Here is a 14,169-nt window from a genome sequence, read left to right as displayed (position 1 = left end):
GGTGTGAACGATGCGACGATTTCCTACAGGCAAAACTGGGTATTGTTCGTTATCCGTTTGCCGGTTCTACAGGCTTTATATAGGTAAAGTTCTGTTTGCCGCATTGCTCCCCCCCCCCCCTTGTAATTTACAATGACACTGCATACAACTAGTATGTTCTTAAATCTTTCAATCTACGGGAGTGGACTTATGAAACAAAATATCATCGTTGCCTTATTCGACATCTCCAGCGAAGCTTATCAAGCCTTTTCTGAATTGAAAGCTTACTCGCAGACAACAGATGCTTTGGTGGCACAAGCCGTTTTGATTAAAAAGGAAAATGGTCTGATTATCCCAGCAGAAAGCACCGACTTTACCGCCAATACGGCCGAAAGCGCATGGACGGGCGGCCTCATTGGTTCACTGGTCGGCATCCTCGGCGGTCCTATCGGTGTTCTGTTGGGTGGAGCTACTGGCGCACTCATCGGCAGTGATGTAGGCACTGCCCAAACATTGGGAGAGGGGGCGTTGCTGGAAAATGCAGCCAAAAAACTGGATAACGGCAGTACTGCAATCATTATTTTGGCGCAAGAACTCAACGAAGCTATATTGGATGCTTTCTTCCACCGTTTCAAAACCGTTATTCTCCGGCAAGATGCAGCCGTTGCCCAAGAGGAGGTATTGGCAGCAATAGAAGCGGAGAAAGAAGTGGCACGTCAGGCACACGAAGCGTGGAAAAAACAGCGCAAAGCCGAACGCAAAGCCGAACGCCAAGGGAAAGTGGAAGCCTTCAAGGCCGACATCAAACAAAAATTCGACAAATTGGCAGCCAAGTTGAAATAACACTGCCACCAACCCAAGGTATGTAACCGCTCAAATTTTCCGTTTCGGATGCATGCCAAACCAGTTTGAGGCTACCTGAAAATCTATTTTTCAGGTAGCCTCTCCCTTTTTCATGCCCCGAGGCCTTTGCAAAGGTCTCAACCTATGTTATTGCAAAGGTCTCGGCCTTTTTATAATTGGATTTTAGATTGATCCAATAGGTTCAATACGCTTTGGTGTTTGCGTTTCAGACGGCCTCAATGTTTGGCAAACCTGCTTCAACGCTGCCATGCGCCGCGCAAATATTCGATGCAGTCGGTCAGGGCGTAAAACGGGGCGTTGCCGTGATTGGCGTTGGGGTAGAGGGTAAAGCGGACATCCGCGCCGAGGTGGTGCAAAGTGCCGGCAAGGATTTTGGCTTGTGCGACCATGCCGCGGCTGGTTTGGTCGGGACGGTTGTTTCTGCCTTCATGTTCGCCTGCGCCGAGGCGGATGCCGATTCTTTGCGGCAAAGTGTCGGGCAGCCAATCGAGCACGCGGCGGTCTTGCCACCAGATAGACGGCGAAACCAGCAAATAATGGCGGAATCGTTCGGGGCGGGTGAATAGGGAATAGAGGCCGTACAGTGCGCCGAACGAATGGCCGAAGATGGCTTGGTTTTGGGTATCGATGCGGTATTTGCTGTTGAGCAGGGCGGAGAGTTCGTCATCAATAAAGCGGCTGAAGCGGTCGGCTTGGCCGTATTGTTTGCGTTCGGATTCAGGCGCGCTGTCGGGCAGCGGCGGCGTGTAGTCGAGGGCGCGTTGGCTTAAGTCGCGGATGGTGCCGCCGGTGTAGCCAATACCGACAATCAGACAGGCGGCATGGCTTTTGGTGATGGGGTTGATGAGCAGGGATTGCGCCATATTGAGGATGGCGGGGAAAAAGGCATCTCCGTCAAGGATATACAGTACGGGATAGCCGTCTGCCGGACGCTCGCCGAGTGCCGCGGCTTGAATGCGGTAGGTGCGGCCGGTGTGGGCGGAGGTAATGGAGGTTTCTTCGGCTTGCAGCAGGGTGGCGGTTTGCCAGTTGGGACGGATGGGCATGATGGGGTGCTTTAATCAATGGGTTGCTTAAGTAAAAGGAGAGAAGGCCGTCTGAACAATGGATTTCAGACGGCCTTATTGTACGGATTTCTGCCTTTTTAACAATACGCGCGATTAGCGTACGTCAACGTATGAGCTGCTGTGCAGTTCGCGCAGGAGGTTGGTGGTCGCCTGTTGTGCTTTTTGTTGGGACAGATATTGGCGGACGGCGTTTTGTTGGCGCTCTTCAGGCGTACCTGCTTCGCGGACGTCGTTCAGCTTGATGATGTGCCAGCCGAATTGGGTGCGGACAGGGGCGCTGATTTGGCCGGGTTTGAGTTTGTGGACGGCTTCTTCAAATGGGGCAACCATCATGCCGTCGGCAAACCAGCCCAAATCGCCGCCATTGCCGGCACTGCTGTCTTGCGAGTATTGGCGTGCCAAACCGCCGAAATCTGCGCCGCTGCGGGCTTGTGAGTAGATTTTGCGGATGGTGCTTTCTGCGCCGACGGCGGCATTGTCGTTGTCGGCTTTAATGAGGATGTGTTGGGCATGGTATTGGCGCACAGGGTCTGCTTCAGGCAGGGTTACGCCTTGTTGTTTGGCCTGCTCGATGTAGCGTGCCACTTCGGAGTCGCTGACACGGCTGTTTTGCATGATGGCCTGTTGGCGCACTTTTTCAACAATAATGCTGTCGGCGATGTCTTGGCGGACGGCGGCAGACGGGTTTTTGATGTTGGGGTTGTGCGCGATAACGGCTTCGATTTCGCTATCGGTCGCTTGGATGTTGCGGCGTTTGCCTGCTTGGAGGATCAGGGATTGGTTGATCATTTGTGCCAAAACCTGTTGGCGCAGCTCGTTGGCGTCCATTTGCGTGCCTTTAGGCATGGTTTGACGCGCTTGCGCTACGGCTTGCGCTACTTGGTGGTGGGTAATGACTTCGTTGTCGACAACCGCGGCAATGCCGTCTGAAAGATGTACGCCGCTTTGTACGGCAGGCATGGTGGTGGCGCTGACGGCAGCTGCTTTGGCTGCGCGCGCTTTGCCTGCTTTGGCTTTAGGGGCGGCGTGTGCGCCTACTGCGAAAGTGAGTGCGGCGACGAGAATCAGGGGTTTGAAGTTCATTGTTTGACTACCTCGTTGGTTTTGCTGTAACCGGGGATGGCTAAGCGGAGTTTTTCGAATGGGTTGTTGCCGATATTGCTCAAGTCTTTGAGTTGGAGGTTGAAGAATACGGCGTTTTTGTGGCTGTTTTCGCCGGTAACATAGCGTTGGCCGACCAAGCTTGCGCTCCAGCAGCCGCAGTTGCTTTTGTATTCTGCACCGATGAGCATTTCCAGCGGTTTTTTGGCTTCGATTTCGTAGTTGTAACGGGCAACGGCGTACAGGTTTTTACTCAACGGCCATTGGGCGGCAAGGTCGATTTGGCTGAGCCTGTCGTAGAAATAGTCGCCGTTGGCTTGTAGATAAATGCGCTCGTTGCGTCCGTATTTGTAGCGCGCGCTTAAGACTTTGCCGGGTTCGGGGTTGTAGGCAATCCCTGCGGCGTAGCTTTCGGCACGGCTTTGGTTTTGGTTGTAGTGGATGTCCAAGTCGATGCGGATGCTCGGGGTAATGTTGCCGTGTGCAAAGGCTACCCAGTCGGACTGGCTGCGCGGATAACGGCTGACGCTGCCGTCAGGCAGGACGTTGTCGTTTTTGAAGTAAAACTTCTGGCCGATACCTGCACGGAAGAGTTCCGCACCGGTGTTGGGGTTGAGGATACGGCTTTGTGTGGCCAGCGTCAGGCTGTTGGCCGAATTGATGCGGTCGTTGCCCGAATACAGGTTTTCGCGGAACAGCTGCGAATAGGTAAAGCTGTTTTCAGAGCTGTCGAAATTAGGCAGGTCGTTTTGGGACTTGGTCGGAATGTAGTTGTAAAACAGGCGCGGTTCAAGCGTTTGCAGGTATTCCCCGCCGAAGAGCCGGGCCCTGCGCTCGAAAGTCAGGCCGCTGTCGACGTTGATAATCGGCAGGACGCGGCTGACATTGCGGCTGCTTTGGCCGTTGAAGCTGTTGAGGCTGTAATAAGTGGCGTGTACGCCGACTTTAGGTCGAATGTAGCCCCATTGGTTGTGGAAGTCCCATTTAACGCTCGGGTAGAGCACCACGCGGCTGCCGTCTTGCTTGGTATCGTGATCAAAACGGGTAAATTGGCCGAACACGTTGAGTTGCGCTTTGCCGAGATGGCTTTGCCAACGGCCGGTCAGACGGGGCATGATGGCATAAGGCTCGTCTTTATAACCGTCTTGGTTGGCCAGTGTTTGATATTTTTGTACGCGCAACGAGCCGTCGAAGCTGCCGCCCAACAGTTTGTCACTGTAATTGAGCCATGCCTGACGGTCGAGGTTGACGTTGCGTGCGATGTCTTCGCGGCCGTAGAAGTCGCGGTAGTAATCGTCGTCGGAAACTTGGTTGTAGTTGATGCCGCCGCTGATTTTGCTGTTCAGCTGCTGCTGGTGTTTCCATTTGAACTGGTAGCGGTTGTTGTGGACGCTTTTTTGGTCGTTCGGCATCCAGTCGCCATCGACTTCGCCGCTGTAATTCGGTTGCAGGTAACGGACTTGGCCGCCCAGTTGCACGCCGCGTTTGCTGATAATGCCCGGGCGGATGGTGGCATCCAAATTCGGTGCAAGGTTGAAATAGTAGGGCAAGCTCAGCTCAAGGCCGTCTGAACCTGTGGCAATGGTCGGAACGAGCAGGCCGCTTTTGCGGTTGCCGTTGATGGGGAAGTCCGCCCAAGGCGTGTAGAGGACAGGGACGCCGCCGAATACCAGCGAAGCGTGTTTGGCCACGCCGATACCTGTCGATTCATCGGCTTCAATGCTTTGCGCTTGGATATACCAGCTGGCATCGCCGGGTGAACAGGTGTTGAATTTGGTATTGATGAGCTTGTAGAGGCCTTTGCCTTTGAGTTCGGCTTTTTCGCTGACACTTTGAAGGCGGCGGCCGCCTTGCTCGGTATTGAGGCGCACAGCAGTGCCGGAGCCGGTTTGGTCTTTGAGGTTGTAAACCAATTGATCGCCGGATACGGTCGAACCGTTTTGATACAGGGTAAAGCGGTCGCCGGCGGTAACGGTATCGGTGGCTTGGTCGTATTGCGCCCAATCGGCGTTGAGAACATCGGCATTACGCTCGACAATGACGTCGCCTTCGGCACGGACGCCGACTTGGGTCTGACCTTCTATTTTATCGGCGTTGACGCGGGTGTAATCGGCAGGCAGGGCAGGCTCGCCGCTGCGTTTGATTTCGGCGGTTTCGGCCGGCTTGGCATCTTCGTGGTCGCAAAACAGGCAAGTACTGCCCAAGGAAAGCGGGTCGGCTTCGCTTTGGCTGGTTTTTGCCGGTTTGGATGCAGTGACGGGGGCAGGGGTATAGTCTTCCGCCTGTGGAACAGAAGCATCTTCCGCACGCACGGCTGTTGCGCCAAAGCCCATAATTAAGGCGAGTACCAAGGGTTTGAGTGAAAATAAACGAGCCAAAATCGCCCCTTAAATCGGTTTGCCAGTTAGAATAGCGGTTATTGTAACCTGAAATTCTGCGATACCGCTATGCAACGACAAACCGAATTACAAAACTGGCTGGAGTCTGTTTACCCGAACCAGCCGTTCGAATTGAGTTTTGCGGCAGCCGATGCCGACTTCCGCCGCTATTTCCGCGCGACGTTTTCAGACGGTCAGACCGTTATCTGTATGGACGCGCCTCCTGAGAAGATGAGTGTTGCGCCTTATTTGAAAGTGCAAAAACTGTTTAACATGGTCAATGTGCCGCAAGTGCTTCATGTGGATGAAGCGTTGGGCTTTATGGTATTGAACGATTTGGGCAATACCACATTCCTGACCGCCATGAATCAGGAAAACAGCGAAACTGCCCACAAAGCCCTGCTGCTCGAAGCCATCGACGAACTGATCGAACTGCAAAAGGCCAGCCAGCCCGGCAAACTGCCGGAATACGACCGCGAAGTCATGCTGCGCGAGATTAACTTGTTCCCCGAATGGTTTGTGGCCAAAGAATTGGGCCGCGAGCTGACCTTCAAACAACGCCAGTTGTGGCAGCAAACCGTCGATACACTGTTGCCACCCTTGTTGGCGCAGCCCAAAGTGTATGTCCACCGCGACTTTATCGTCCGCAATCTGATGCTGGCAAAAGGCCGTCCGGGCGTATTGGACTTCCAAGACGCGCTTTACGGCCCGATTTCCTATGATTTGGTGTCGCTGTTGCGCGATGCGTTTATCGAATGGGAAGAAGAATTTGTATTGGACTTGGTCATCCGTTATTGGGAAAAAGCACGCGCTGCCGAGCTGCCCGTGCCTGCCGAGTTTGACGAGTTCTACCGCTGGTTTGAATGGATGGGCGTACAACGCCATTTGAAAGTGGCCGGTATTTTTGCCCGTCTGTACTACCGCGACGGCAAAGACAAATACCGTCCTGAAATTCCGCGCTTCTTGAACTACTTGCGCCGCGTATCCCGCCGTTACAACGATTTGGCGCCGCTGTATGCATTGCTGGTCGAATTGGTCGGCGATGACGAATTGGAAACAGGCTATACCTTCTAAGCTTGGTTTTTTAAGATTTGATTCCACTTTTCAGACGGCCTGATCAACAAAAGGCCGTCTGAAACCTTTACAGAACACATAAAAATGACTTACATGATTTACCCCAAAACCTACGACGTGATTGTCGTCGGTGGCGGCCATGCCGGTACCGAAGCCGCGCTTGCCGCCGCACGCATGGGCGCGCAGACGCTTTTGCTCACACACAACATCGAAACGCTCGGACAAATGTCGTGCAACCCGTCCATCGGCGGCATCGGCAAAGGACATTTAGTACGCGAACTTGACGCGCTCGGCGGCGCGATGGCGTTGGCGACCGATAAATCCGGCATCCAGTTCCGCCGCTTGAACGCCAGCAAAGGCGCGGCCGTCCGTGCCACGCGCGCGCAGGCCGATCGCATCCTATATAAAGCCGCCATCCGCGAAATGTTGGAAAACCAAGAAAACCTCGACCTTTTCCAACAAGCCGTCGAAGACGTAACGCTCGACGGCGAACGCATCAGCGGCGTGGTTACCGCGATGGGCGTGGAGTTTAAAGCACGCGCCGTCGTATTGACCGCAGGCACGTTTTTGTCCGGCAAAATCCACATTGGTTTGGAAAACTACGAAGGCGGCCGCGCCGGCGATCCCGCCGCCAAATCCTTGGGCGGCCGTTTGCGTGAATTGAACCTGCCTCAAGGCCGTCTGAAAACCGGCACGCCGCCGCGTATTGACGGACGCACGATTGACTTCTCCCAACTGACCGAACAGCCCGGTGACACGCCTGTGCCCGTAATGTCCGTACGCGGCAGCGCCGATATGCACCCGCGCCAAGTGTCCTGCTGGATTACGCATACCAACACGCAAACCCACGACATCATCCGCTCAGGCTTCGACCGCAGCCCGATGTTTACCGGCAAAATCGAAGGCGTGGGTCCGCGTTATTGTCCGTCTATTGAAGACAAAATCAACCGCTTCGCCGACAAAGACAGCCACCAGATTTTCCTCGAACCCGAAGGCCTGACCACGCACGAATACTACCCCAACGGTATCTCCACCAGCCTGCCGTTCGACATCCAAATCGCGCTCGTCCGCAGCATGAAAGGCCTTGAAAACGCCCATATCCTGCGCCCCGGCTACGCCATCGAATACGACTATTTCGATCCGCGCAACCTTAAAGCCAGCCTCGAAACCAAAACCATCCAAGGCCTCTTCTTTGCCGGACAAATCAACGGCACGACCGGCTACGAAGAAGCCGCCGCGCAAGGCCTGCTCGCCGGTGCAAACGCCGTGCAATACATCCGTGAACAAGACCCGCTCCTGCTGCGCCGCGAACAAGCCTATCTCGGCGTATTGGTGGACGACCTCATCACCAAAGGCGTGAACGAACCTTACCGAATGTTCACCAGCCGCGCCGAATACCGCCTGCAACTCAGGGAAGACAACGCCGACATGCGCCTGACCGAAGACGGCTACAAAATCGGCTTGGTGGGTGAAGAACAATGGCGTATGTTCAACGAAAAACGCGAAGCCATTGAGCGCGAAATCCAACGTTTGAAAACAACGTGGTACACGCCGCAAAAACTCGCCGAAGAAGAGCAGCTGCGCGTATTCGGCCAAAAGCTCAGCCGCGAAGCCAACCTGCACGACCTCCTGCGCCGCCCGAACCTCGACTACGCCGCGCTGATGACCCTGCCCGACGCACAACCTGAAACCGCACTTGCCGACAGCGTGGTCGAACAAGTCGAAATCCAAGTCAAATACCAAGGCTATATCGACCGCCAAAACGAAGAAATCGACAGCCGCCGCGACATCGAAACCTTAAAGCTGCCCGAAGATATCGATTACAGCAAAGTCAAAGGTTTGTCGGCCGAAGTGCAGCAAAAGCTCAACCAGCACAAACCCGAAACCGTCGGCCAAGCTAGCCGCATCTCCGGCGTAACGCCTGCCGCCGTCGCATTACTGATGGTGCATTTGAAGCGCGGGTTTAAAGATGCGCAATAGAAATCAAAGTTGTCTAAACTTCTCAGAAGAAATTTATTTGAATATACAGACTAAAAAAGGAGACTATGCATGAAACTGTCGGCAACTGCCGTATTAACTGTTTTTTTATTGAGTTCCTGCACTCAACAAGTAAGTAGCAGGAATAAAGAAAATTCCCCAAATACTCAAACTGTAAAGAAAGAAACTACGATGGAACAGGTACGAAATCGCTGCCGTAGAATGTTGCATAAAGTGGAAAGTCGTGATGATTTGATTAAACAAATGTACGAAACAGCATTTAAAGATGACTGTCTGTATGTGATGCATGCTGAAGAATTGAAAGAAATATGGAAAATTCCAGTAACAGACAGCTACCCTGAGATGCCAAAGTATTTAGATATAGAGTCACCAATTGGAATGTATGTTGTTATTGAACATACTTCTTATAAAACAAATATATATATATCAATGACAAAAAAATATCGAGAAAAAAAAGGAAGTATTTTTCCTGAGAATAACTTTCCTGCTTTTCTTCCTGTTCCTAAAGAGGATGAAATGCCAGATTCCTATTATACGGACACGATCTTTGTGGATAGAAAAGAAAGTGATTCAATTAAAGAACGGTTTCATTATTATTGGAGAGAAAATGGTAGGGAGATAATTGCTACAAATTCAGGTACTGGTGCTATTTTGGCTCTTTCTTTTTATAGCAATCTTGAAATGAGTCCGATGAATTAAGGAGTTTCTATGGCAAATATAATATTAAATCAACAGGCAGAAGCTGAATTAAAGAAACTTGGTTTTCATAATAAAAGAATGCCTAATTCTACCATGACGGAGTTGGACAGGATAAAAGCTGATGAAGAATTGGTTGCGCAAATCAATGAGTTTAGGGGGAAAGGGAAAAGTTTTCTTGAAATTCCTAATAAAGGCTCAGGTGCATATTACAGCCCTAAAAAAGGGAATATCTATTTTGAGCCAAATTCTCAATACATCACTGCCCGAATTTTAGCCCACGAAGTTGGACATGCATTAGGTAAAAATCAAGCCAAATCGGTTGATTACTACCTTACTGCCAAATCCTACGCCCAAGCCCGAGGCTACGGAGAAGCTGAAGCGATTTACAACGAGGCGCGTATGGTCGCTTACGAAGAGCGGCGCAACGGCAGAGCATACAGCACCCATATCAGCGGTGGTCTTTATTCTCAAGTCAAAGGTAAAAGTTATGAGCAGGTCAAAGATTTGCTTGCTCGTGAAAATATGTACGGGATGTATCCGAGTACGAACGGGTCGGTTAGGTTGTCTTACTACGAAAACGACATTCTCTTCTTTATGCACCGCCGTACCGCTTTTGAAAAAGATTTTGCCGAGGCAGGGTTAAGGAAAAGCGACATGGTCGGTTTCGTCAAGCATATGGCAAATTACGATACTTTCGGCGATAGTAGAGGCAACAGCGTCAATGCAAACGGCGCGGTCGATCGTCAAAGCCTGCTGCACGGCAAACCGACTACCCGACTGAACGGTGGTGCGTCTATGTACGGCGATGCGGGTAATGATGTGATGACGGGGACAAAATCGCACGACAGGATGCTGGGCGGCAGTGGGGACGATAAGCTTGAAGGTGGGGACGGCAATGACCTTTTGGCTGGTAATGAGGGCAAAGACGGGCTGTACGGGGGCAGAGGTTACGACACCTACCGCGCCGACAGATACGATATTATCCGTGATGAAGACGGTAAAGGAGAAGTGTTTTTGGACGGGCGTAGGTTGCACGGTGGTGTGCGCGATTTGTCCGAACACGACCGTACGATTTTCCGAGACGGCAATACAGTTTACGACTGGAATAAAAAAACGGGGACTTTGGATGTTAACGGTCTGAAAATCGAAAACTTCAAAAACGGCGATTTGGGCATCCGTTTGGAGGAGCCGAAAAAAAATATGTCTGGCAGTGGTGTGTCGATAATGGAGATGTACCAAAAGACAAGGGAGAACATAGATAGAGATTGGAACAAAATGTCGCAGAACCGCTGGGATTTTGAGATGGAGCGGATGGCAGTTTCCGAAGGGAATTTGTCAAGAATTGAAGATTTGCCCCTGCCAGCACAAAAACTTTTCCATTCTATTAAAGAGCGACTTGGTGAATATCATGAAAAACATGGCCTTCCAACGAAGAATGAGGAGGCAATGAATAATGCTGCAATGTCTTTAGCTGCTTTGGGGTATTCTAAAACAATGGGTAAAGGGAATGCAGAACTACTGTTCAATATTAAGGATGGACACTATTTAATCGGCGAACTTACTCCTATTTTGATAAAGGCTACTATGGATGTAAATAGTGCTGGGTCCACATCGATTGAAGAGAGTATTAAAAACATTCGACAAACGGAACAGAAGTTTGAATATGAAGTGCTGCAAAGGCAGTTGGATCAATCACAATTCTATGGCATGAGTAGATAAGCCTGTGGGAGCAAGATTGAAAATAACCTAAAAATGTTTAGAAGGCCTTGTTTATTAAATCTTATGATGGAAAAGCAAAGCTCTAACCTTCTCATTATGAGAAGGTGTTGCTCTTAAATTTGATTAAGCTGCACAGGAACAACAATCATTTCATATACATAAATTTAATTTTTTATAATGTAAAGTTAATTTGAAAAGATTATTTATCTGCATATGTATTGTTAATAAATTGATGATTTTGAGATGGGATAACCTCTAAGCTACTATGATTGTCATGCTTAAGGCCGTCTGAATTTCAATACGCTAAGCTCGGAGACAAAGCCGTTGAGGGGAATATCATGTGGTTCGGTTGGCAGAGTGTCGGTCAGTTGGCAGCCGAAGCCTACGCCCAGGGTTTGGGTTTGTAGGCGGTATTTCATGGCGGAGAGGGTGGCGTCGTAATAGCCGCCGGCTTGTCCGAGGCGGTAGCCGCGTTTGTCGATGCCGACGATGGGGACCAGCAGCAGGCTGAGTTGGTGGACGCGGATTTTTTTGCCGGTGAATTGGGGGACATGCAATTTGGCGCGGCCGCGCTTGCGTTCTTGTTTTACTCCGTTGCCAGGATAAGGCGTGAACCACATCCGGCGCGTGTTCGGTTCGATATAGGGCAGGTAGAGTTTGGCGCCGCGTTTTTGTGCGGCACGGACAAAGCTGTCCAATCGCAATTCCTTGCCCATCGGCCAATACACGCCGATTTTCCGTCCTTTTTTGATGTAGGGTTTGAGCAGGCGGTTGATGGTTTTGGTGGCGGCGTTTCGCTCGTCTGCGCTCATTTGGGCGCGTGCGCGGCGGAACTGTTTGCGTAGTGCCGATTTTTCGGGATTCCTCATTTTCAGACGGCCTTTCGAGATTGCGGTAGAATGTTGCGATTATAACGATTTTGTTAACATTCAAACAGGACGCACACGATGTGGCACATTGTCGCCATCGGCTATCTTTTTGTTGCCGTGATGTTTTCCGCCGCGCAGCCGAGTATTGCGCGCGCGTTGATTTATTTGGTTTTTTGGGCAGTGTTGCCCACCGTGTTCACGGTCTTCGTCGTGACCATCCGCCGCCGCAACCGCCTGATGAAACGGCAGGAGCAGGCGGAGTTTGAAGCGGCCCGCCAAAAGGCGGTACAGACGGATGAAAAACAGGACGGAAAGGTATAAAATCCCTTTTCAGACGGCCTCTTATCCGCTATAATCCGTCAGTTTTCCATTTCGGAAACACTCTTTTATTTTTTAAAACTTATGCCCACTTTCGCCGAAGGGTGCTTGACAATAGGCGCCGCCTATCAAGTTCTATGCGATTGAATGTGTGCTCTTTAACCCTTTCAAGGAAATAACATGTCTCAAATTACTATGCGTCAGATGATTGAAGCCGGTGTTCACTTCGGTCACCAAACCCGTTTCTGGAACCCGAAAATGGCTCAATATATTTTCGGTGCGCGCAACAAAATCCATATCGTAAACTTGGAAAAAACCCTGCCGATGTTCCAAGAGGCGCAAGAAGCCGTACGTCGTCTGGTTGCCAACAAAGGTACAGTATTGTTCGTTGGTACCAAACGCCAAGCCCGCGACATCATCCGCGAAGAAGCTACCCGTGCCGGTATGCCTTTCGTTGATTACCGCTGGTTGGGTGGTATGCTGACTAACTACAAAACCGTTAAGCAATCCATCAAACGCCTGGAAGAAAAAACTGCTGCCCTGGAAAACGCTGCAGAAGGCGGTTTCAACAAAAAAGAAATTCTGGAAATGCAACGCGACGTTGAAAAACTGGAACGTTCTTTGGGCGGTATCAAAAACATGAAAGGCCTGCCTGACGCGATTTTCGTTATCGATACCGGCTACCAAAAAGGTACTCTGGTTGAGGCTGAAAAATTGGGCATCCCTGTTATCGCCGTAGTCGATACCAACAACAGCCCTGACGGCGTGAAATACGTTATCCCTGGTAACGATGACTCCGCTAAAGCCATCCGCCTGTACTGCCGCGGCATCGCTGACGCAGTTTTGGAAGGCAAAAACCAAGCGCTGCAAGAAACTGTAGCCGCTGCCCAAGAAGCTGCTGCCGAATAATTCGGTACACAGAAGAGGGGCGTTATGCCCCTTTTCTCAAATCCCGTTCTGAAATCCGTTTCAGACGGCCACTATTTCCAAACACGGCAATGGCCGTGTTCCCAAAAATCTAGGAGATTCAAAATGGCAGAAATTACTGCAAAAATGGTTGCCGACCTGCGCGCCGCTACCGGCCTGGGCATGATGGAATGCAAAAAAGCCTTGGTTGAAGCTGAAGGCAACTTCGACAAAGCCGAAGAAATCCTGCGTATTAAATCTGGTGCGAAAGCCGGTAAACTGGCTGGCCGTACTGCTGCCGAAGGCGTATTGGCTTATGCAATTAACGGTAATGTTGGTGCATTGGTTGAAGTAAACTGCGAAACCGACTTCGTTGCTAAAGACGCCGGCTTCGTAGAATTTGCTAACTTTGTTGCTAAAACTGCTGCCGAGAAAAAACCGGCTACCGTTGAAGAACTGAGCGAACTGGTTGAAGCAGAACGCAAAGCCATCATCGCTAAATTGGGCGAAAACATGTCTGTTCGCCGCTTCCAAGTGATCGATACTGCCAACCAACTGGTTGCCTACATCCATGGTGCATTGGCTACCGAAGGCGTATTGGTTGAGTTCAAAGGCTCTGAAGACGTAGCACGCAAAATCGGTATGCACATCGTTGCCGCTAAACCACAATGCGTAAGCGAAGCCGAAGTAGATGCTGAAACCGTTGAAAAAGAACGCCACATCTACACCGAGCAAGCTATCGCTTCCGGCAAACCTGCCGACATCGCCGCTAAAATGGTTGAAGGCCGTATCCGCAAATTCTTGGCTGAAATCACTCTGAACGGCCAAGCATTCGTGATGAACCCTGACCAAACTGTTGCCCAATTCGCTAAAGAAAACGGCACTGAAGTGGTTAGCTTCGTACGCTACAAAGTAGGCGACGGTATCGAGAAAGCCGTTGTTGACTACGCAGCCGAAGTTGCTGCCGCTGCTAAAGTGTAAGACACTTATGAAAAAGAAAGCACCTAGATTCCAAACGAATCAGGGTGCTTTTTTTTGAGAAAACCGTTTACGGTACCTATTTTAAGACGACCGAATATAAAGGCCGTCTGAAAACAAAACAATAATAGAACGACACACCATATCATTGTAATCCGACCGTTTGAAATTCAGACGGTCTGACCCCCGACCGACGACATTCAAGAAAGCAAGGTATCC

Annotated in this window: 12 protein-coding genes; 8 read left to right on the top strand and 4 right to left on the bottom strand. The window is 50.8% G+C overall.

Features of this window, described 5'->3' with window-relative positions; genetic code table 11:
• The first annotated feature begins 189 nt into the window (after positions 1-189).
• Complete coding sequence (locus tag O3681_RS10135; RefSeq protein WP_049343748.1) at positions 190-822, top strand: DUF1269 domain-containing protein; 633 nt, start codon at positions 190-192, stop codon at positions 820-822.
• A 257-nt stretch (positions 823-1,079) separates the two neighbouring features.
• On the opposite strand, the gene O3681_RS10130 is transcribed toward O3681_RS10135, so the two are convergent.
• The 3 genes from O3681_RS10130 to O3681_RS10120 all read right to left on the bottom strand — a co-directional run bounded on the left by O3681_RS10130 (position 1,080) and on the right by O3681_RS10120 (position 5,389).
• The gene (locus tag O3681_RS10130) at positions 1,080-1,889 is read right to left on the bottom strand and encodes an alpha/beta hydrolase (protein ID WP_070649303.1); all 810 of its coding nucleotides are present in this window, start codon (positions 1,887-1,889) and stop codon (positions 1,080-1,082) included.
• A 114-nt stretch (positions 1,890-2,003) separates the two neighbouring features.
• Positions 2,004-2,993 carry a peptidylprolyl isomerase gene (locus O3681_RS10125; protein ID WP_371459893.1) on the bottom strand — a complete coding sequence of 330 codons (990 nt, stop codon included), beginning with the start codon at positions 2,991-2,993 and terminating at the stop codon, positions 2,004-2,006.
• Positions 2,990-5,389 carry an LPS-assembly protein LptD gene (locus O3681_RS10120; protein WP_371459892.1) on the bottom strand — a complete coding sequence of 800 codons (2,400 nt, stop codon included), beginning with the start codon at positions 5,387-5,389 and terminating at the stop codon, positions 2,990-2,992. Before O3681_RS10120 ends, O3681_RS10125 begins: the two co-directional genes overlap by 4 nt.
• Positions 5,390-5,458: 69 nt before the next feature.
• Here O3681_RS10120 and amgK point away from each other — a divergent pair, with 69 nt between their 5' ends.
• The 4 genes from amgK (at position 5,459) to O3681_RS10100 (ending at position 10,879) form a co-directional block, all read left to right on the top strand.
• Positions 5,459-6,463: an N-acetylmuramate/N-acetylglucosamine kinase AmgK gene (gene amgK / locus O3681_RS10115; protein ID WP_003749406.1), complete on the top strand. Its 1,005-nt coding sequence runs from the start codon at positions 5,459-5,461 to the stop codon at positions 6,461-6,463.
• Positions 6,464-6,547: 84 nt separating this feature from the next.
• The gene (gene mnmG / locus O3681_RS10110) at positions 6,548-8,443 is read left to right on the top strand and encodes a tRNA uridine-5-carboxymethylaminomethyl(34) synthesis enzyme MnmG (RefSeq protein WP_371459891.1); all 1,896 of its coding nucleotides are present in this window, start codon (positions 6,548-6,550) and stop codon (positions 8,441-8,443) included.
• Between the two features lie 69 nt (positions 8,444-8,512).
• The gene (locus O3681_RS10105) at positions 8,513-9,160 is read left to right on the top strand and encodes a hypothetical protein (protein WP_107724184.1); all 648 of its coding nucleotides are present in this window, start codon (positions 8,513-8,515) and stop codon (positions 9,158-9,160) included.
• A 9-nt stretch (positions 9,161-9,169) separates the two neighbouring features.
• Complete coding sequence (locus tag O3681_RS10100) at positions 9,170-10,879, top strand: calcium-binding protein (RefSeq protein ID WP_234394614.1); 1,710 nt, start codon at positions 9,170-9,172, stop codon at positions 10,877-10,879.
• Between the two features lie 278 nt (positions 10,880-11,157).
• Here the strand turns inward: O3681_RS10100 and O3681_RS10095 are convergent, their stop codons facing one another.
• On the bottom strand, positions 11,158-11,748 hold the full coding sequence (locus O3681_RS10095) for a 5-formyltetrahydrofolate cyclo-ligase (protein WP_371459890.1): 591 nt from the start codon (positions 11,746-11,748) through the stop codon (positions 11,158-11,160).
• 78 nt (positions 11,749-11,826) lie between these two features.
• On the opposite strand from O3681_RS10095, the gene O3681_RS10090 reads away from it, so the two are divergent.
• The 3 genes from O3681_RS10090 (at position 11,827) to tsf (ending at position 13,953) form a co-directional block, all read left to right on the top strand.
• On the top strand, positions 11,827-12,069 hold the full coding sequence (locus O3681_RS10090) for a hypothetical protein (protein WP_004520263.1): 243 nt from the start codon (positions 11,827-11,829) through the stop codon (positions 12,067-12,069).
• Between the two features lie 177 nt (positions 12,070-12,246).
• The gene (gene rpsB / locus O3681_RS10085; RefSeq protein ID WP_002230071.1) at positions 12,247-12,975 is read left to right on the top strand and encodes a 30S ribosomal protein S2; all 729 of its coding nucleotides are present in this window, start codon (positions 12,247-12,249) and stop codon (positions 12,973-12,975) included.
• A 123-nt stretch (positions 12,976-13,098) separates the two neighbouring features.
• The gene (tsf, locus tag O3681_RS10080; RefSeq protein WP_107724181.1) at positions 13,099-13,953 is read left to right on the top strand and encodes a translation elongation factor Ts; all 855 of its coding nucleotides are present in this window, start codon (positions 13,099-13,101) and stop codon (positions 13,951-13,953) included.
• Positions 13,954-14,169: the final 216 nt, after the last annotated feature.

It is taken from the genome of Neisseria sp. 27098_8_158, assembly GCF_041433145.1.
In the GTDB taxonomy this organism is placed as follows: Bacteria; Pseudomonadota; Gammaproteobacteria; order Burkholderiales; family Neisseriaceae; genus Neisseria; species Neisseria subflava_E.
Note: the sequence above shows the minus strand (reverse complement) of the source record. Positions and strands in the feature narration are given on the sequence as shown.

What these genes read in the sequence shown, in the direction of transcription:
- O3681_RS10135 (WP_049343748.1), top strand. Translation starts at nt 190, where the DNA reads ATGAAACAAAATATCATCGTTGCCTTATTCGACATCTCCAGCGAAGCT.
- O3681_RS10130 (WP_070649303.1), bottom strand. Translation starts at nt 1,889, where the DNA reads ATGCCCATCCGTCCCAACTGGCAAACCGCCACCCTGCTGCAAGCCGAA.
- O3681_RS10125 (WP_371459893.1), bottom strand. Translation starts at nt 2,993, where the DNA reads ATGAACTTCAAACCCCTGATTCTCGTCGCCGCACTCACTTTCGCAGTA.
- amgK (WP_003749406.1), top strand. Translation starts at nt 5,459, where the DNA reads ATGCAACGACAAACCGAATTACAAAACTGGCTGGAGTCTGTTTACCCG.
- mnmG (WP_371459891.1), top strand. Translation starts at nt 6,548, where the DNA reads ATGACTTACATGATTTACCCCAAAACCTACGACGTGATTGTCGTCGGT.
- O3681_RS10105 (WP_107724184.1), top strand. Translation starts at nt 8,513, where the DNA reads ATGAAACTGTCGGCAACTGCCGTATTAACTGTTTTTTTATTGAGTTCC.
- O3681_RS10100 (WP_234394614.1), top strand. Translation starts at nt 9,170, where the DNA reads ATGGCAAATATAATATTAAATCAACAGGCAGAAGCTGAATTAAAGAAA.
- O3681_RS10095 (WP_371459890.1), bottom strand. Translation starts at nt 11,748, where the DNA reads ATGAGGAATCCCGAAAAATCGGCACTACGCAAACAGTTCCGCCGCGCA.
- O3681_RS10090 (WP_004520263.1), top strand. Translation starts at nt 11,827, where the DNA reads ATGTGGCACATTGTCGCCATCGGCTATCTTTTTGTTGCCGTGATGTTT.
- rpsB (WP_002230071.1), top strand. Translation starts at nt 12,247, where the DNA reads ATGTCTCAAATTACTATGCGTCAGATGATTGAAGCCGGTGTTCACTTC.
- tsf (WP_107724181.1), top strand. Translation starts at nt 13,099, where the DNA reads ATGGCAGAAATTACTGCAAAAATGGTTGCCGACCTGCGCGCCGCTACC.